Origin of the sequence: Uliginosibacterium flavum, from assembly GCF_040566545.1 — a bacterium.
In the GTDB taxonomy this organism is placed as follows: domain Bacteria; phylum Pseudomonadota; class Gammaproteobacteria; order Burkholderiales; family Rhodocyclaceae; genus Uliginosibacterium; species Uliginosibacterium flavum.
The window spans coordinates 133,227-150,369 of record NZ_JBEWZI010000010.1 but is presented as its reverse complement, the minus strand read 5'-3'; the positions used below and the strand labels follow the sequence as shown (position 1 = coordinate 150,369).

Annotated in this window: 20 protein-coding genes; 4 read left to right on the top strand and 16 right to left on the bottom strand. The window is 60.5% G+C overall.

Annotated features, from left to right (window positions below):
• Positions 1–242 precede the first annotated feature (242 nt).
• On the top strand, positions 243–845 hold the full coding sequence (locus ABXR19_RS11170; RefSeq protein WP_354601204.1) for a response regulator: 603 nt from the start codon (positions 243–245) through the stop codon (positions 843–845).
• 23 nt (positions 846–868) lie between these two features.
• On the top strand, positions 869–1,249 hold the full coding sequence (locus tag ABXR19_RS11165; protein WP_354601203.1) for a hypothetical protein: 381 nt from the start codon (positions 869–871) through the stop codon (positions 1,247–1,249).
• 3 nt (positions 1,250–1,252) lie between these two features.
• Here ABXR19_RS11165 and pgeF read toward each other — a convergent pair whose 3' ends face one another.
• From pgeF to ABXR19_RS11100, 13 genes are all read right to left on the bottom strand, one after another.
• Positions 1,253–1,990, bottom strand: a complete 738-nt coding sequence (gene pgeF / locus ABXR19_RS11160) for a peptidoglycan editing factor PgeF (RefSeq protein WP_354601202.1) — start codon at positions 1,988–1,990, stop codon at positions 1,253–1,255.
• Between the two features lie 106 nt (positions 1,991–2,096).
• A complete protein-coding gene (gene hisD / locus ABXR19_RS11155; protein ID WP_354601201.1) occupies positions 2,097–3,401 on the bottom strand; it encodes a histidinol dehydrogenase in 1,305 nt (434 codons plus the stop codon).
• Positions 3,398–4,060, bottom strand: coding sequence for an ATP phosphoribosyltransferase (gene hisG, locus ABXR19_RS11150; protein ID WP_354601200.1), 663 nt, complete (start codon positions 4,058–4,060; stop codon positions 3,398–3,400). Before hisG ends, hisD begins: the two co-directional genes overlap by 4 nt.
• Before the next feature lie 2 nt (positions 4,061–4,062).
• Complete coding sequence (murA, locus tag ABXR19_RS11145) at positions 4,063–5,313, bottom strand: UDP-N-acetylglucosamine 1-carboxyvinyltransferase (RefSeq protein ID WP_354601199.1); 1,251 nt, start codon at positions 5,311–5,313, stop codon at positions 4,063–4,065.
• A 10-nt stretch (positions 5,314–5,323) separates the two neighbouring features.
• Complete coding sequence (locus ABXR19_RS11140; protein ID WP_354601198.1) at positions 5,324–5,575, bottom strand: BolA family protein; 252 nt, start codon at positions 5,573–5,575, stop codon at positions 5,324–5,326.
• 3 nt (positions 5,576–5,578) lie between these two features.
• Positions 5,579–6,337 carry an ABC transporter permease gene (locus tag ABXR19_RS11135; RefSeq protein WP_354601197.1) on the bottom strand — a complete coding sequence of 253 codons (759 nt, stop codon included), beginning with the start codon at positions 6,335–6,337 and terminating at the stop codon, positions 5,579–5,581.
• The gene (locus ABXR19_RS11130; RefSeq protein WP_354601218.1) at positions 6,334–7,245 is read right to left on the bottom strand and encodes an ABC transporter ATP-binding protein; all 912 of its coding nucleotides are present in this window, start codon (positions 7,243–7,245) and stop codon (positions 6,334–6,336) included. The genes ABXR19_RS11135 and ABXR19_RS11130 overlap by 4 nt, the downstream gene beginning before the upstream one ends.
• Entirely contained in the window at positions 7,241–7,552 is a 312-nt protein-coding gene (locus ABXR19_RS11125) for an STAS domain-containing protein (RefSeq protein WP_354601196.1), read from the bottom strand. The genes ABXR19_RS11130 and ABXR19_RS11125 overlap by 5 nt, the downstream gene beginning before the upstream one ends.
• A complete protein-coding gene (locus tag ABXR19_RS11120) occupies positions 7,552–8,157 on the bottom strand; it encodes an MlaC/ttg2D family ABC transporter substrate-binding protein (protein ID WP_354601195.1) in 606 nt (201 codons plus the stop codon). The genes ABXR19_RS11125 and ABXR19_RS11120 overlap by 1 nt, the downstream gene beginning before the upstream one ends.
• 20 nt (positions 8,158–8,177) lie before the next feature.
• Positions 8,178–8,990, bottom strand: coding sequence for an MlaA family lipoprotein (locus ABXR19_RS11115; RefSeq protein ID WP_354601194.1), 813 nt, complete (start codon positions 8,988–8,990; stop codon positions 8,178–8,180).
• A gap of 16 nt (positions 8,991–9,006) precedes the next feature.
• Entirely contained in the window at positions 9,007–9,480 is a 474-nt protein-coding gene (gene mlaD, locus ABXR19_RS11110; RefSeq protein ID WP_354601193.1) for an outer membrane lipid asymmetry maintenance protein MlaD, read from the bottom strand.
• A 4-nt stretch (positions 9,481–9,484) separates the two neighbouring features.
• A complete protein-coding gene (gene mlaE, locus ABXR19_RS11105; protein WP_354601192.1) occupies positions 9,485–10,276 on the bottom strand; it encodes a lipid asymmetry maintenance ABC transporter permease subunit MlaE in 792 nt (263 codons plus the stop codon).
• On the bottom strand, positions 10,269–11,093 hold the full coding sequence (locus ABXR19_RS11100; RefSeq protein ID WP_354601191.1) for an ABC transporter ATP-binding protein: 825 nt from the start codon (positions 11,091–11,093) through the stop codon (positions 10,269–10,271). Before ABXR19_RS11100 ends, mlaE begins: the two co-directional genes overlap by 8 nt.
• 338 nt (positions 11,094–11,431) lie before the next feature.
• Between ABXR19_RS11100 and ABXR19_RS11095 the strand changes: the two genes are divergently transcribed.
• Both ABXR19_RS11095 and ABXR19_RS11090 read left to right on the top strand, forming a co-directional pair.
• Complete coding sequence (locus tag ABXR19_RS11095) at positions 11,432–12,886, top strand: sigma-54-dependent transcriptional regulator (protein ID WP_354601190.1); 1,455 nt, start codon at positions 11,432–11,434, stop codon at positions 12,884–12,886.
• 4 nt (positions 12,887–12,890) lie between these two features.
• On the top strand, positions 12,891–14,423 hold the full coding sequence (locus ABXR19_RS11090) for an AAA family ATPase (protein ID WP_354601189.1): 1,533 nt from the start codon (positions 12,891–12,893) through the stop codon (positions 14,421–14,423).
• A gap of 2 nt (positions 14,424–14,425) precedes the next feature.
• Here the strand turns inward: ABXR19_RS11090 and ABXR19_RS11085 are convergent, their stop codons facing one another.
• The 3 genes from ABXR19_RS11085 to ABXR19_RS11075 form a co-directional block, all read right to left on the bottom strand.
• Positions 14,426–14,950, bottom strand: a complete 525-nt coding sequence (locus ABXR19_RS11085) for a C40 family peptidase (protein WP_354601188.1) — start codon at positions 14,948–14,950, stop codon at positions 14,426–14,428.
• A gap of 241 nt (positions 14,951–15,191) precedes the next feature.
• A complete protein-coding gene (locus tag ABXR19_RS11080; RefSeq protein WP_354601187.1) occupies positions 15,192–16,616 on the bottom strand; it encodes a PhoH family protein in 1,425 nt (474 codons plus the stop codon).
• 63 nt (positions 16,617–16,679) lie between these two features.
• On the bottom strand, positions 16,680–17,135 hold the full coding sequence (locus tag ABXR19_RS11075) for a peroxiredoxin (RefSeq protein ID WP_354601186.1): 456 nt from the start codon (positions 17,133–17,135) through the stop codon (positions 16,680–16,682).
• Positions 17,136–17,143: the final 8 nt, after the last annotated feature.

Below are 17,143 nucleotides of genomic sequence, written 5' to 3'. Positions count from 1 at the left end.
GACTTTTGGTCAATAGAGCCCTGCCCCATTCGACACATGCGGAGCTTGCTCAGGCAATGGATACTACAGAGAACCCGGTTTTCGTGACGCAGTTGGCATCAGGTAGAAGTCAGCGCTTCAAGCGACAACCTCTCGTCGGTAATCACTGTCATCGCCCCCAAGGTATCGGGAAAATAGAATCCATAAATACCCAAGGGCTTTGATTCAGCTCCGCCCCGGGCTTCAGTACAAGGAAGAATGAAATGGGAATTTTCGACCAACTCCGCTCCATCCTCGGCAAGTCCGAGCCCAGCGCGGCGAACGCCAATGCCAATGCCAATGCCAATGCCGACACGGACATCACGCCAATCCCCCTGGAGCGCCGCTGCCGGCCACGCGTGAATGCACGCGAAGGCACGCGCGTGCTGGTAATCGATGATTCGCCGACCATCGTTGCCGTGTTCCGCAAGATCCTGCGCACTGCCGGTTATGTCACGCTGGAAGCGATGGATGCCGAGCGCGGCGTGGAAATCGCCCGTAGCGACCGTCCTGACCTGATTTTTCTGGATATCGTGCTGCCCGGCATGAACGGCTTCGCCGCCCTGCGCCATCTGCGCCGTGACCCGCAGACGCGTGATATTCCGATCATCATGATCAGCGGCAACGAACAGGCGACCGAGCAGTTCTTCGGCACGCGCATCGGTGCGGATGATTTCATGAAAAAGCCCTTCTCGCGCTTCGAGATCTTCGCGCGCATCGAACGCCTGCTCGACGAAAACCTGATCCCGCGCCGGGCACTACCGAATCTGGAAGCGCCGCCAGTTGCCGCTCCGCCGGCGAATGTGCCGCATCAGCAAAGCGCCTGAGATTGCTTCGCACTGCAGTATTGATGATCGAGCAGATACGACGAGCCTTCGCCAGCGAACTGGTAACGCCGTATCTGACGCCGGAATTCATTGAGCAACACCCGAATCTCATGGAAATTCGGGGCGCCGCGCCCGACGTCATGAGCACAGTTCCTGCCTATATGCTGTGGTGTGCCGCGCATCCAGGCGATACAAGTCTGATCACAGACTGGACAGTCAACGCGCTGGCAGAATTCGGCCGCAGCAAAGATCCGCAGAGTGCCTGGCTGAATTTTCGATTCCGTTGCACACAGGAGCAGAGGCAAGTCGTTGTCTGTTTTCTCGAATGGAGCTTGAACGAAACCCCGTTTTTGAACGAAAAACAGATTGAGCGCGCACGCCGAAACTGGCAACACGCGTCCTGAAGCCTATTCCAGCCAAATCAGTGAAGCCTGCCGCCCGGACTGAGTTCCGTCGCGACGCGCCGAGAAGAAGCTATCCGCCTCGCGAAACGTACAGCGATCCCCGCCGTAAATCTGCGTCACGCCCGCAGCCAGCAGACGCTGGCGCGCGAGCCGATACAGGTCGGCCTGCCACTTGCCCTCGGCTTTGCCCGCGACAAAAGCCGACGCGGCTTCGACAGAGTGCGCAAGGAAAGCCGCGCGCACATCCTCGCCGACTTCAAACGCGTCCTGCGAAATGGCCGGTCCGAGCCAGGCCATGACTTCCACAGCGGGCACCTGCATGCTTTTCAGCGAGTTTTCCAGCACACCACCGGCCAACCCCCGCCAGCCCGCGTGCGCAGCCACCACGGCCGTGCCATTGATGTCGCACAGCAGCACCGGCAGACAATCCGCCGTCATCACCGTACAGATGCGATAAGCCATGCGTGCCACGGCCGCATCGGCCTGCGCATCCGGACAGGTGCAGGCCGCATTCACCACTGTTGCGCCATGCACTTGCTGCAGCCACAGCGGCTCCATCGGCAGATGTTTACCGAGCAACTCGCGGTTCTGCTGCACAGACTCAGGCACATCGCCGACGTGTTTGGCGAGGTTCAGCGCGGAGTAAGCGCCGGCGCTGACGCCACCGTGACGGGTCGTCGAGAAAGCACGCACGTTTTTGGGGGCAGGCCAGTCGGGCGTGATGAGGTGCAGATCGGACATGGCGAGAAATCCGGTTTCGTAGGTGCGACTTCGGTCGCACGTCACGCTCGGCTGGCCGACTGAAGTCGGCCCTACAGAGACGTCGCTTCGATAATGCAAGGAGCGTCTATTTGCGGTATTCCGCCGAGCGCGCGTGTGCCTGCAGGCCTTCACCGTAGGCCAGCGTGGCAGCAATCGGCGCCAGTTCAGCCGCGCCAGCAGGCGACATGTGGATGATGCTGGTGCGCTTCTGGAAGTCATAGACGCCCAGCGGCGAGGAGAAGCGCGCACTGCGCATGGTCGGCAGCACGTGATTCGGACCCGCACAGTAATCACCCAGCGACTCGACCGAGCAATGCCCGACGAAAATCGCGCCAGCATGGCGGATTTTGGCGACCCAGGGCTCGGCGTCTTCGACAGCCAATTCCAGATGCTCAGGCGCGATGCGATTGGCGATCACGCAGGCTTCATCCAGATCGGCGACCTTGATCAGCGCGCCACGATTCTTCAGCGAGGCGGCAATGATGTCCTTGCGCGGCATCTCAGGCAGCAGCCTCGTGATCGACTCAGCCACCGCTTCAATGAATGCCACATCGGTACATAACAGAATGGATTGCGCCACTTCATCATGCTCGGCCTGGGCGAAGAGATCCATTGCTACCCAGTCCGGATTGCCCGTGCCGTCGGAGATGATCAGCACTTCGGATGGCCCGGCGATCATGTCGATCCCCACCGTGCCGAACACGCGGCGCTTGGCTTCAGCCACATAGGCGTTGCCGGGGCCGACGATCTTGTCGACCTGCGGAATGCTCTGCGTGCCATAGGCCAATGCGCCAACCGCCTGCGCGCCGCCGATGGTGAACACACGATCTACGCCGGTAATCGCCGCAGCTGCCAGCACCAGCGGATTGCGCTGGCCGTGCGGAGTCGGCGTGACCATGATCAGTTCGCTCACGCCCGCCACCTTGGCCGGAATCGCGTTCATCAGCACCGAGCTCGGGTAACTCGCCTTGCCGCCCGGCACGTACAGCCCGGCGCGATCCAGCGGCGTCACCTTCTGGCCCAGACGCGTGCCATTGGCTTCCGTGTAGCTCCAGGATTCAAGCACTTGCCGCTGGTGATAGTTGCGCACCCTGTCGGCCGCACACTCAAGCGCAGCGCGGCTCTCCGAGGGCAGGCCTTCGAGAGCGGCCAGCAGCGCGGCTCTTGGAAGCTCCAGTGCAGAAATATCCGCCACGCCCAGGTTATCAAAGCGATTGGTGTAATCCACTACGGCTGCATCGCCATGCATGCGTACGTCGCGCAGGATCTGCACCACGGCCTGATGCACATCATCGGAGGTGCTGCCGTCATAGCGCAAAAGCGTATCCAGCGCCTCGTCGAAATCCGGCGCAGCGGAGTTCATGTAGCCGATTGTGTTTGCCTGAATCATGGCTTCACGGCTCCGGCAAAAGCCTCGATCACCGGCTGCAGCAGTTCGCGCTTCATCTTCAGCGCAGCCTGATTCACGATCAGGCGCGAACTGATCTGCATGATTTCCTCAACCTCGACCAGATGATTGGCGCGCAGCGTGCCGCCCGTGGATACCAGATCCACGATGGCATCAGCCAGGCCGACCAGCGGGGCGAGTTCCATCGAGCCATACAGCTTGATCAGATCGACGTGCATGCCTTTGGTGGCGAAGTGCTCGCGCGCAATCTTGATGTATTTGGAGGCCACGCGGATGCGCGCGCCGCGCTGCACGGCAGCGACGTAGTCGAAATCAGCCCGCACCGCGACACTCATGCGGCACTTGGCAATGTTCAGATCCACCGGCTGGTACAAGCCGGCGCCGCCATGCTCGATCAGAGTGTCTTTGCCGGCAATGCCCAGATCGGCCGCGCCGTATTGCACATAGGTCGGCGTATCCGAGGCGCGCACGATCACCAGGCGCACTTCCGGGCGATTGGTGTCGATGATCAGCTTGCGCGAGGACTCGGGGTTCTCGGCCGGCTCGATGCCCGCGGCTGCGAGCAGCGGCAGGGTTTCCTCGAAGATGCGGCCCTTCGACAAGGCCAGGGTAATGCCGGTAAATCCACTCACAATTGCCATCCTCAGTTCGTGCGGCGCACGCGCGCGCCCAGTGCGGCCAACTTCTCTTCCAGCCGCTCGTAACCACGATCCAAGTGGTAGATGCGATCCACGATGGTTTCGCCTTCTGCCACCAGACCGGCAATCACCAGACTGGCCGAGGCACGCAGATCGGTGGCCATTACCGTGGCGCCCTGCAGTTTCTCGACGCCCGTCACGAAGGCCGTGCTGCCGTCAATCTTGATGTTGGCGCCCAGGCGCTGCAGCTCCACGGCGTGCATGTAGCGGTTTTCGAAAATCGTCTCGCGGATGATCGCCGAGCCCTCGGCCACGCAGTTGAGGGCCATGAACTGCGCCTGCATGTCGGTCGGGAAGGCCGGATACGGCGAGGTGCGCAGGCTCACGGCCTTCAGACGCGCCGGCGCCTTGAGGCGGATCGCATTGCGCTCGCAGGTGATGTCACAGCCCGCATCCATCAGCTTGTCGATCACCGAATCGATATAGGCCGAAGAGGTCTGGGTGACGCGTACATCACCACCAGTGACCGCAGCCGCGCACAGGTAAGTGCCGGTCTCGATGCGGTCCGGCATGATGCGATGGGTGGCGCCGTGCAATTTCTCAACACCCTTGATGCGGATCACGTCGGTGCCCGCGCCCGAAATCTGCGCGCCCATGGCGACCAGACAACTGGCCAGATCGACCACTTCGGGCTCGCGCGCGGCGTTTTCGATCACCGTCACGCCCTCGGCCAGACAGGCCGCCATCATCAGATTCTCGGTGCCGGTCACGGTCACCATGTCGGTGAACAGGCGCGCGCCCTGCAGGCGCGGCGACTTGGCCAGCACATAGCCATGCTCCACACTGACCTCGGCGCCCATGGCCTGCAAGCCCTTGATGTGTTGATCCACCGGACGCGCGCCAATCGCACAACCGCCGGGCAGACTCACCTTGGTCTCGCCGCAACGCGCCACCAGCGGGCCGAGCACGAGGATCGCCGCGCGCATGGTCTTGACCAGCTCGTAGGAGGCGACCGGATTGGTGATCTCGGCGGCATTCAGGGTGACCGTGTCACCACTGCGCTCGACCTTCACGCCCATGTCGGCGAGCAGATGCAGCAGCGTGCCGATGTCTTTCAACTGCGGCACATTGGTGAAGGTCATCGGTTCGGCGGTGAGTAGCGCCGCACACAGAATCGGCAGGGCCGCATTTTTCGCGCCGGAAATACTGACTTCACCACTCAGGCGGTAACCGCCTTCAATCAAAAGCTTATCCATGACGACTCAATCAAAGGGTTTTCTGGAACTCGGCCCACTGGGCCGGGGTATAGGTAGTGAGCTGCAGGGCGTGAATCTCGTTGCCCATCAGGCTGCCCAGCGTGGCATACACGGCCTGATGCTGGCGCACGCGCATCTTGCCTTCGAATGCGGCGCTGACGACGATGCCGGAGAAATGCACGCCATCTTCGCCTTCGATGATGACGGCTTCGCAGGACAGGCCCTGCTCGATCAAACGCTGAATTTCACTGGCTTGGAACATTTTTCAACCTCTTAATTTATAGCCGCTGCGCAGCATCTTCAAACACAGCCCCGCTACCCCCACAAACGCTCCACTCACCACAGCAAGGCTCAACCAGGGCGAGGCGTCAGAGGCGCCAAAAACACCGTAGCGAAAGCCGTCGATCATGAAGAAGAAGGGGTTGAAGTGCGAAAGTGTTTGCCAGAAAACCGGCAGGGAATGAATGGAGTAGAACACGCCGGAGAGCATGGTCAGCGGCATGATCAGGAAATTCTGGAAGGCACCCAGCTGGTCGAATTTATCCGCCCAGATGCCGCCGATCACACCCAGAGTGCCCAGCAGTGCGGCGCCTAAAACTACAAAGACCAGTGCCCACAGCGGATGCGCAATACCGGTCCAGCTGAAGAACAGGGATGCCAGCCACACACCACTGCCCACGACCACACCGCGCACGATGGAGGCGATGACGTAGGCGCCATAGAACTCCAGCCAGGAAATCGGCGGTAGCAGCACGAAGATGATGTTGCCATTGATCTTGCTCTGGATCAGCGAGGAGGAGCTGTTGGCGAAGGCATTCTGCAGCACGCTCATCATCACCAGACCGGGCACCAGAAAACTCGTATAGGTCACGCCCTCGAAAGGCTGGAGCCGCCCTTCCAGCACATGGCCGAAGATCATCAGATACAGCACCGAACTCAGCACCGGCGCGGCGACGGTCTGGAAACTGACTTTCCAGAAACGCAGCATTTCCTTGTAGAGCAAGGTTGTGAAGGCGGCGCTCATGCCGCGGCTCCCTGCATGATCTCGACGAACGCCTGTTCCAGATCCGGCCTGGCAATTTCAAGGTCGAGGATTTCAGCGCCGGCCTCGCGCACACTCGCCAGCAGGCTTTCGACCTGAGAATGGCTCGCAAAGGGAATCTCCAGCACCCCTGCCTGAAGAACCCCACCCAGCGCGGCTAGCGAGACAGGCAGATTGGAGAGGCCCGCCACGCGCAGCTTCAGCGCATGGTGGCTGACACGACCCAGAATGTTCGGCGTGGTATCGAGCGCCACGACGCGACCGGCCTTGAGCATGGCGATGCGCCCGCACAGCTCTTCGGCCTCTTCCAGATAATGCGTGGTCAGCACGATAGTGTGACCGGCTTCGTTGAGCTTGCGAATGAAGGCCCACAGGGTCTGGCGCAGCTCGACATCAACGCCGGCCGTCGGCTCATCCAGCACGATCACCGGCGGCTTGTGCACCAAGGCCTGCGCGACCAGCACGCGACGCTTCATGCCGCCGGAGAGTTGGCGCATGTTGGTATCGGCCTTGTTGCTCAGATCGAGGTTCGCGAGCAGCTCGTCGATCCAGTCGTCGTTGCGACGGATGCCGAAATAGCCGGACTGGATGCGCAGCAGTTCGCGCACCGAGAAAAAGGGATCAAACACCAGTTCCTGCGGCACCACGCCGAGAGCTTGTCGGGCCTGACGATAGTCGCTCGCAACATCGTGGCCCATCACGCGGATCGAACCGGACGTGAGACGCAGCAAACCGGCGAGCGCAGAGATCAGCGTGGTTTTACCGGCGCCATTGGGGCCGAGCAGGCCGAAGAATTCGCCCGGCTGGATATCGAGGTCTACACCAGCCAGAGCCTGCAGCGCGCCAAACTGCTTGACGGCCCCGCGCACCTGGATGGCGGGAGAGTCAATGCTGGACACTGGCGTCGCGATCCGTCTCGGAAGGAAAAAGAATCGGTGCCACACCGTACAGGCTGGCGAGACTCACAAAGGCGCCAGGAGCTTCAACAATATGCAAGGTCTTGCCGGCAGCCTGTGCCGCACGCAGCCAGCCCAGCAACACAGCCAGCGCAGACGAATCCACAGCCGTGATGCCCGACAGATTCACGATCCGATCAGCGGCAGCCATCAAGGGCTCGCCAGCCGGCAGCAAGGCCGGAGCGGTCTGCTGATTCATTGCGCCCTCGATGAAGAGCTGGCCGTTGCGTTCGCTGATCATTATTTTTTGGCTTCGAGTTGCTTGTTTTTCTCGCGCAAACTCTTGATCAGGCCATCAACACCTCCCGCCTTGATTTCCTGCGCGAATGTTTCGCGGTAATTGGTTACCAAGCTGACGCCCGCCACCATCACGTCATAGACCTTCCAGCCCTCGGTTTTCTTCTCCATGTCGTAATCGATCGCAACCGGCTTGGCGCCCGGCTGCTTTATTTCGGTCCGCACAATCACATCAGTTTCCTCCGGCTTCATGCGCAGCGGTTTGAAATCGATGGTCTGGTTCTTGTACTGCGCCAGTGCATTCGAATAGCTGCGCACCAGCAGGGTCTGGAATTCGGCTGTCAACGCGGTCTTCTGCTCGGCGCTGGCATTGCGCCATTCTCGCCCCATAGCCAGTGCTGTCATGTGAGTAAAGTCGAAATGTTTGACGACCTTGGTCTCGACCAGTTCGAAAATCTTTTTTTGATCACCAGCCTGAATCGCCTTGTCCGTCTTGACGATTTCCAGCACCTCGCTCATCACCGTGCGTGCCAGCACGTCCGGCGCCTCCTGCGCCATCGCCTGAATCGCAAACACACTCAACAATACACACAGCAAGGGCTTGAACATTGTGATTCCTTTGTCAGAACTCATTCACTATCGACCGGAGCCTGAGTTTGCACATCCACCAGCACCAGATCAAACAGACCCGGCTGATCGAGCGCGCCCAGACTTTGCACAGGCATGCCTGGCGCCAGACCGAAATCCTCTTTTTCACGCGGCGGGTTGCCATCAAAAATCTGGCTGCGGCGACGCTGCAGATAGAAATTGCGCATGAACACATACTTGTCGAGGGAGGCTTCATCCAGTGCGTTTTCGGCACCCAGATACTGGGAGCGGGTGTTGACCAGTTTGGTTCCGGTCAAACTGTTGCGCACTGCCACGCGCGGGATCAACGAGTTCGGGTTGTAAGCCAGTCGATCCACAATCAACCCCCCGGTATCGCGCACAGTACTAGGCCCGAACAGGGGCAACACCATGTAAGGCCCACTGCCCACGCCCCAACTTCCCAGCGTCTGGCCGAAGTCTTCATCGTGCTTTTCCAGCCCGAATTCACTGGCGATATCGAAGAAGCCCAGAATCCCGATAGTCGAATTCACCGCAAAACGGCCAAAATCACCGGCGCCATCCTTCGGCTTGCCTTGCAGCAGATTATTCACACCAATCCACAGATCCTCGACGTTACCGAAGAAGTTGGAAATAGTCGTCCGTACCGGCAAAGGCGTTGCCGCCTTGTAGCCTTGAGCCACGGGTTTAAGTGCGTAGGTATCCACCTTGTCGTTGAACACGAAAACCTTGCGATTCACGCCCTCCCACGGATCGGCCGGGTTGCCACCGGTCGACGCACAACCGCCCGTCAACAAGGAGAAAAGAAACAGAAAGACCAAACCGCTAGTTTTCACGCAAACATCCTCTGAGTTACTTGTCGCTCGCAGCGCCTTTTTCGGCAGCGCTAAACATGAACTGACTGATCAGCTTCTCCAGCACTACGGCTGACTGGGTCTTCTTGATGACCCCCCCCGGCTCGATAGTTGCCGTGTCTCCACCGGGCTCCAGCCCGATGTACTGCTCGCCAAGCAGGCCGGAGGTGTTGATCGTCGCAAACGTATCCTTGGGAAACCGGTACCGATCATCCATATTCATGGTCACCAGCGCCTGATAATTCTCGGCATCCAGCGTGATCGAACTGATCCGGCCGACCACTACACCGGCACTCTTGATAGGCGCACGTGCCTTGAGGCCGCCGATATTGTCGAAGCGCGCTTGCAGTACGTATGGATTTTGCAATTTGCTGCTACCCAGATTACCCACGCGCATGGCCAGAAACAACAACGCCAGCAGACCGGCCACCACAAAAACACCCACCCAGATATCAATAATCGTGCGACGCATGTCATCAGCCCCTGAACATCAGCGAGGTCAAAATAAAATCCAGCCCGAGAATGGCCAGCGAAGAAGTCACCACTGTCCGAGTGGTAGCGCGCGACACGCCTTCGGCGGTCGCATCAGAATCGTAACCTTCAAAAACCGCAATCCATGACACGGCAATCCCGAACACCACGCTCTTGATCACGCCATTCAGAATGTCGCGTTGAAAGTCCACCGAGGCCTGCATCTGCCCCCAGAAACTACCTGAGTCCGTACCAATCATCACTACGCCGACCAGATAACCGCCCAGCACGCCCATTGCCGAAAACAGCGCCGCCAGCAGCGGCATCGACAACACCCCGCCCCAAAAACGCGGAGCCACCACACGGGCGATCGGATTCACCGCCATCATATCCATTGCATCGAGCTGCTCGGTCGCCTTCATCAAACCGATTTCGGCGGTAATCGCCGAACCGGCCCGGCTGGCAAACAACAAGCCGGCCACCACGGGCCCCAGCTCACGCACCAGCGACAGCGCCACCAGCACGCCCAGCGCCTCTTCCGAACCATAGCGCGCCAGCGTGTCGTAGCCCTGCAAGCCCAGCACCATGCCGACAAACAAGCCCGACACCATGATGATGATCAGCGACATCACACCGGAAAAATAGACTTCGCGCAGGGTCAGATTGACCCGGCGGAAGCTGCTACCGGAGAGCAGCAGCAACATGCCGAAGAAGCGCGCAGCAAAGCCCAGACGCCACACGGCAGCGATCGCGCGTTCGCCAATGAAGCCGAAAAAAGACAGAAAACGATCAAGCACCCTGATCTCCCAGTAAAGCTTGCTCGTAGGTATTGTTGGTGGCGTACTGGAAAGGAACCGGGCCGTCGGCCTCGCCCCACATGAACTGATGCACCCACGGGTCGGTCGAGGCCTGGATTTCAGCCGGTGTCCCCTCGGCAACCACCTTGCCTTCGGACAGGAAATAGATGTAGTCGACGATCTTCAGGGATTCCTGCACATCGTGAGTCACCACGATGGAGCTCGCCCCCAGCGCATCGTTAAGCCTGCGGATCAGCTGCCCGATCACCCCCAGCGAGATCGGATCAAGACCGGCAAAGGGCTCGTCATACAACATTAATTCAGGATCGAGAGCAACGGCACGCGCCAAGGCCACGCGCCGCGCCATGCCTCCGGACAATTCGCTGGGCATCAACTGCGCCGCGCCGCGCAGACCTACCGCATGCAGCTTCATCGACACCAGATCGCGAATGATCACCTCGGGCAACTCGGTGTGCTCGCGCATCGGAAAGGCGACGTTGTCGAACACCGACATGTCGGTGAACAAGGCGCCAAACTGGAACAGCATGCTCATGCGCCGACGCAGCGCGTACAGACCAGTACGATCCAGTTCCGGCACGCTTTCGCCGCACACCGTAAGCTGCCCGCTCTTGGGTTTGAGCTGGCCACCGATCAGGCGCATCAGGGTCGTCTTGCCACAGCCCGAACCGCCCATGATGGCCACAACCTTGCCGCGCGGCACCTTGAGGGTCACGCCATGCAATACGTCAGTTGCGCCATAGCCAAAACGCAAGTCACGCAAATCCACCAGGGAAGAGGCATTACTTGGGGTATTCAAGATTTTCTTATTCCGACGAACGCAACTCGATTGGAGGCGGATTTTAGCATGCCATCACTTCACCAATGACTGGCGCGTCGTGCACACAACGACGTGACGTGATCTGCTCTGAAGCAAAATATACATACATTCGTGCATGTATGTAAATCTCTTTGAACAAATTTGATCCAACGGAGAACGTTGCAATCAAATCACCCGGCCGCTCCAAAACCAATCACACATCAACGCATCGTTGAGATACATGCCGCCAGCACTCCAGCCTTCGCAGCAACACCGTAGCCGGATGCGCTACACTGCGCCGCAAGCACTGAAAACACTAAGGGACCGCACGCTGCCGCATGACATCCGCCTCACGCCCAAGTCTGCTCATCGTCGATGACGACCCGCTGATCCAGAACAGTCTGGCTTACCTGCTCGCACGGGATTTTGAACTCGTCGTCGCCAGCGACCGCCCGCAAGCCCTGGCGCTGCTACAAAGCGCCGGCGCGCCCGATCTGGCCTTGCTGGATCTGGGCCTGCCACCCCACGTGAATCGTGCTGACGAAGGCCTGGCGCTGATCAGCGAGCTGCTGGCGCTCGACCCGTTATGCAAGATCATCGTCCTCTCCGGTCAGGACGAAGAAGCCCACGCCCGCCACGCCCTCACCCTGGGCGCACTGGAATTCCTCGCCAAGCCGGTCGCCCCCGAACAACTGCGCGCGGCCTTGACGCGTGCCCTCAGCCTGCGCCAACAGGAAAGCCGGGAGCTGCTGCAAAGCGCCGCCCTGCCGCGCATTCTGGGTCAGAGCGCGCCCATCCTGGCTGCCCGTGAACAACTCCAGCACTACGCCGCCACGCGCTTCCCAGTGCTGATCGAGGGCGAATCGGGTACCGGCAAGGAAATCGCTGCGCGCGCCCTGCACGAACTCGGACCACAGCGCGACAAGCCCTTCGTCGCCCTGAATTGCGCTGCAATTGCTGCCGGCCTGATCGAAGCCACCCTGTTCGGCCATGCCCGCGGCGCCTTTACCGGCGCGGTCGGCGCGCAAGCCGGCTACTTCGAGGAAGCTGGCGAAGGCAGCCTGTTCCTCGACGAGATTGGCGAATTGCCGCTGGATCTGCAGCCCAAGCTGCTGCGCGTACTCGAGTCGGGCGAATATCAGCGCGTGGGCGAAACTCAAACCCGCAAGACTCACGCCCGCGTGATCGCCGCCACCAACCGCGATTTGCGTTTCGACGCCCGCGCCGGGCGCTTTCGCGCCGACCTGTTCCACCGCCTCAGCGTGCTGCGCGTGGCCATGCCGCCGCTGCGCAGTCTGGGCGATGATCGCAGCCTGCTGCTCGAACATTTTCTGAACGACTACACCCGCCAGATGGCGGTCAGCCCGTGCCGGCTGGATACGGAAGCCCAAGCCTGCTGGTTGGCCTATGACTTCCCCGGTAACGTGCGCGAGCTGCGCAACATCGTCGTGCGCCTGCTCAGCCGCCACGCCGGCCAGCTGGTCGGGCGCGCCGCACTGGAGGCTGAACTGGATGCCGACAGCCTGCCGGAGACGCCTGCCCAGCAAGCTTCTCCAGCCATTCAAAGCGGAGATCTGGCCGCGCAGATCCAGGCTTCCGGCGGCATCGTGCTGGACGAAGCCTTGCGCCGCGTCGAACGCGACTACATTGCCGCCGCCCTGCGCGCCGCACGCGGCAACATGGCCCAGGCCGCCCGCCTGCTCGGTCTCAACCGCTCCACCTTATACAACCGCATCGAAACCCTGGCCCGCTACGGCGAAGCCATTTTCCCGTCTGACACGCTTTCGGACTGAAACCATGTACCGCGAACACTTCGGACTCCAGCAAGCCCCTTTCCGCATCACGCCGCAAACCGAGTATTTCTACGCCGGAGCGCAGCGCGGCCCGCTGCTCGACGCCCTGCTCTTCGCCCTGGAAAGCGACGAAGGCATCATCCGCATCAGCGGCGAAGTCGGCACCGGCAAGACCATGCTGTGTCGCATGCTCATCGAACGCCTGCCGCCCGAAACACTGATCATCTATATCGCCAACCCCAGCCTTAGCCCGGCCGAACTGATCGCCACCGTGGGCCACGAACTGGAGATTGACACCGCGGACGGTCACGGCCTGCTGCGCCAGATCGAACATCGCCTGATTGGTCTCTACGGCGAAGGCCGCCGCGTCATCGCCATCATCGACGAAGCGCACGCCATGCCGCGCGAATCGCTCGACCAGATCCGCCTGCTCTCCAACCTGGAGACGGGCACGCGCAAGCTCATGCAGATCGTGCTCTTCGGTCAGCCGGAGCTCGACGAAATCCTTGAAGAGCGTGCCATGCGCTCGCTCCGAGAACGCATCACTCAGAGCTTTTTCCTGAAACCACTGGATCACCATCAGATCCGCGACTACGTCGATTTCCGCCTGCGCGCCGCCGGCTATCGCGGGCCGGACCTGTTCAATACCCAGGCGCTGGAACGGATTGCGCGCGCTTCCAAGGGGCTGACCCGGCGCGTCAACATCCTGGCCGACAAAACCCTGCTCGCCGCCTTTGCCGAAAATACCCACACCATCACTGACAAACACGTCAGCGCCGCCATCCGTGACGCCAACTATCGCAATGCCGAACTACCCGTACGCAAGATCCTGATGAGCCTGGGCGGCCTCGCCCTGTTCAGCGTCAGCGCCCTGGTCGCCTGGCAAATGATTCCGGCAGAGACACGCGAGGCCGCACCAAGCAGTGCGCCCTCATCCGCAACGCCTGATGCAAGCAGCGAAGGACAGAACTCCAACCCTCCTGTAGAGCCGCACACGGCAACGATCTTCGAGCAGACGGCCGCAACACGCACGCCCATCAAGGCTCTTCAGCCTGCCACCCCGCAGACACCCGCCAGTAGCTCCTCTCCAGCCAGGATCATTAGCAGCGCGCCGCCCACTGCCAGCAACCCGGAACGCTACGCCCCGATTCCCGAACAACTTGGCCCGATTGCGCGCGAACGCCTGCTCGCCTCACGCGCCGACATGGACAAGATCGCCGACACGCAATGGTTCATCCAGTTGCGCTCGATTCCGGCCTCCAATGCGCCGACACTGGAAAGTTTCATCCCCAGCGCCAACAAAGCCATCGACCCGGCGCAGCTGCGCCTCTTCGTGGTGAAGAATGACCCGAAGCAAACTATCGGCGTGATCTATGGCGCTTACGCGAATGCGCAGGAAGCCTATGTCGGCTTGGCCAAGCTCCCCGCCTGGATCAAGGCCGGTGGCGCCTTCGCGAGGCCTTACAAGGCACTGCGCGCAGACAGCAAAAAGGCCAGCGCAAATGCGGTGGCCTCGGGTCCGGCAAACGGGAAGTAAACTTACTGAGTCTGTTCCGACGGCAAAGCCAGCAGCGGCGGAGGCGTCAGCGGCGCGGCTTGCGCTTCGGAAACCAGACGGCGCCCGCCGTTAAAACGCTTCATCCAGTAACTCTGATCCATGGCTTCCACGCGTACCGCGCTACCACGCGCTGGCGCATGCAGAAACTTGTTATCACCCAGATAGATGCCAACGTGCGAGAAGGCGCGGCGCATGGTGTTGAAGAAGACCAGATCGCCGGGCTTCAGATCCGGCGTGCCAACCTTGTCACCGAGCCGCGCCATTTCGGCCGCCGTGCGCGGCAGATTCAGGCCCAGCGCATCGCCAAAGACCTTGCGCACCAGCCCGCTGCAATCGAAGCCGCCGGTTTCCGGGCTGTTGCCACCAAAGCGGTAACGCACGCCGAGATAACCGAAACCCTTGTCGATCAGGGTGCTGACCTTGCCTGCAGACGCCTCGGCCGGCTGCGTTGCGGCAGGCTCGTCGGCTTGTACCACTTGTGTGGCAATCAGCAGGCAAAACGTCATCAGGAGGCGGGAGGGCAAAAAGTGCATGGGCCGGACTATAACCTTCGTATCGCCGAAGTGTAAACCTTCGCCAGCCGAAGATCGGCCATTAGCCCGGCTTATCCTCGCCAATCCGCATGCTGCCTTGCTCTTCAGGCATGCAGCCTGAAAAGCAAAGCGGGGCAAGCGTCTCCAGACCGCTCGCCCCGCAGAGGCTTTATTCACGCCGCACAGCCAAACATCTTGCCGTCCGGCGACCTGATCAAAGGATTTCCGCAGCGTAATCCGCGAGGCGCGAACGCTCGCCACGCTGCAGCGTGATATGCCCGCTGTGCTCCCAGCCCTTGAAGCGATCCACCACGTAAGTGATCCCGGAACTGCCCTCGGTGAGATAAGGCGTATCGATCTGCGCAATATTGCCCAGACAGACCACCTTGGTGCCGGGGCCGGCGCGGGTGATCAGCGTTTTCATCTGTTTGGAGGTCAGATTCTGCGCCTCATCAATGATCAGGAATTTGTTGAGGAAGGTGCGCCCGCGCATGAAATTCAGGCTCTTGATCTTGATCCGAGTGCGGATCAGATCGCGCGTCGCCGCCCGGCCCCACTCGCCGCCGTAGCCGCCGCCATCTTCCGGGCTGCCATTGAGGACTTCGAGGTTGTCTTCCAGCGCGCCCATCCACGGCCCCATCTTCTCTTCCTCGGTGCCGGGCAGGAAGCCGATGTCTTCGCCCACCGGCACGGTCACCCGGGTCATGATGATCTCGGCGTAGCGCTTGGTTTCCAGCACCTGTGTCAGGGCCGCAGCCAGGGTCAGCAAGGTCTTACCAGTGCCGGCCTGACCGAGCAGGGAGACGAAATCCACTTCCGGATTCATCAACAGGTTCAGCGCGAAGTTCTGTTCGCGATTGCGCGCCACGATGCCCCAGACATTGTTCTTCTGGTGCGCGTAATCGATCAGCGATTCGAGCACCACCGCCGGGCCATCCTTCTGCTTGACGATGGAGTAGAAGGGTTTGTCGCCCTCCTGATAGACCAGCTCATTGACCACCATTTCGGCGCACAGCGGGCCACGCACCTTGTAATACGCGCGTCCGGCCTCTTTCCAGGACTCCATATCCTTGCCGTGGGTATCCCAGAAATTCTCGGGCAGCTCGGTCATGCCGGTGTAGAGGAGGTCCGTATCCTCCAGCACCTTGTCGTTGAAATAGTCCTGCGCCTCCAGATCCAGCGCACGCGCCTTGATGCGCATATTGATGTCTTTGGACACCAGGATCACATGCCGATCCTTGCGCGTTTCGGTAAGGAACATCACCACCGACAGGATCAGGTTATCCGCTTTGGCCGTCGGCACGCTGGCCGGCAGGGTCGCGTTGATCGCCTGGGTCTGCAGGAATAGCCGGCCGGAAGCTTGTCCGCGCGAGGGCACGGTCAGCGGAATACCCTGATCGATGTGATGCTCGCAGGTGGTGACCACCTCGTCCATCGTTCGGCTAGCCTGGCGCGCATTGCGCGAGACTTCGGACATGCCCTTCTTGTTGTTGTCGAGTTCTTCCAGCGTCATCATCGGCACGAAAATATCGTGCTCCTGAAACCGGTACAGGCTGGTTGGATCGTGCATCAGCACGTTGGTATCGAGCACAAACAGTTTGGTCGGCGGGATTTTCACTGCGGCTTTGCGGGTGGCCATGTCTGCTTTCTTCAAAGATAGAGGAATGGGGTCCAGCAGGGCGAAACATCCGCCCAAAACCAACTACAAACTACGGGTGAACTCCAGAACTTCCTGCACGTGGCCATCTACCTTGACCCCGCGCCATTCGCGCGCCAACTTGCCGGCCGCATCGAATACGAAGGTGCTGCGCTCGATGCCGCGCACCTGTTTGCCGTACATATTTTTCAACTTCATCACGCCAAAGGCGTCACAGAGTTGCTCGTCCTCATCCGCGAGCAGTTCAAAAGGAAACTCGAACTTGCACTTGAAGCCATCGTGAGACTTCACGCTGTCGCGCGAGACGCCGAAAACCACCGCGCCAGCGGCCACAAAGTCAGGATGCAGGCGCGCGAAGTCGATGCCTTCCGTGGTACAGCCAGGAGTGTTGTCCTTAGGATAGAAATACACGACGAGCTTTTTGCCTTGTTGCGCCGCCAGTGAGATGGACGCGCCGCCGGTGGCCGGCAGACTCAGATCGGGGGCGAGCATTTGTGTCATTTTTTTGC

Excerpts from the sequence above, each read along its gene's own strand:
- ABXR19_RS11170 (WP_354601204.1), top strand. The coding sequence starts at position 243 with ATGGGAATTTTCGACCAACTCCGCTCCATCCTCGGCAAGTCCGAGCCC.
- ABXR19_RS11165 (WP_354601203.1), top strand. The coding sequence starts at position 869 with ATGATCGAGCAGATACGACGAGCCTTCGCCAGCGAACTGGTAACGCCG.
- pgeF (WP_354601202.1), bottom strand. The coding sequence starts at position 1,990 with ATGTCCGATCTGCACCTCATCACGCCCGACTGGCCTGCCCCCAAAAAC.
- hisD (WP_354601201.1), bottom strand. The coding sequence starts at position 3,401 with ATGATTCAGGCAAACACAATCGGCTACATGAACTCCGCTGCGCCGGAT.
- hisG (WP_354601200.1), bottom strand. The coding sequence starts at position 4,060 with ATGGCAATTGTGAGTGGATTTACCGGCATTACCCTGGCCTTGTCGAAG.
- murA (WP_354601199.1), bottom strand. The coding sequence starts at position 5,313 with ATGGATAAGCTTTTGATTGAAGGCGGTTACCGCCTGAGTGGTGAAGTC.
- ABXR19_RS11140 (WP_354601198.1), bottom strand. The coding sequence starts at position 5,575 with ATGTTCCAAGCCAGTGAAATTCAGCGTTTGATCGAGCAGGGCCTGTCC.
- ABXR19_RS11135 (WP_354601197.1), bottom strand. The coding sequence starts at position 6,337 with ATGAGCGCCGCCTTCACAACCTTGCTCTACAAGGAAATGCTGCGTTTC.
- ABXR19_RS11125 (WP_354601196.1), bottom strand. The coding sequence starts at position 7,552 with ATGATCAGCGAACGCAACGGCCAGCTCTTCATCGAGGGCGCAATGAAT.
- ABXR19_RS11120 (WP_354601195.1), bottom strand. The coding sequence starts at position 8,157 with ATGTTCAAGCCCTTGCTGTGTGTATTGTTGAGTGTGTTTGCGATTCAG.
- mlaD (WP_354601193.1), bottom strand. The coding sequence starts at position 9,480 with ATGCGTCGCACGATTATTGATATCTGGGTGGGTGTTTTTGTGGTGGCC.
- ABXR19_RS11095 (WP_354601190.1), top strand. The coding sequence starts at position 11,432 with ATGACATCCGCCTCACGCCCAAGTCTGCTCATCGTCGATGACGACCCG.
- ABXR19_RS11090 (WP_354601189.1), top strand. The coding sequence starts at position 12,891 with ATGTACCGCGAACACTTCGGACTCCAGCAAGCCCCTTTCCGCATCACG.
- ABXR19_RS11085 (WP_354601188.1), bottom strand. The coding sequence starts at position 14,950 with ATGACGTTTTGCCTGCTGATTGCCACACAAGTGGTACAAGCCGACGAG.
- ABXR19_RS11080 (WP_354601187.1), bottom strand. The coding sequence starts at position 16,616 with ATGGCCACCCGCAAAGCCGCAGTGAAAATCCCGCCGACCAAACTGTTT.
- ABXR19_RS11075 (WP_354601186.1), bottom strand. The coding sequence starts at position 17,135 with ATGACACAAATGCTCGCCCCCGATCTGAGTCTGCCGGCCACCGGCGGC.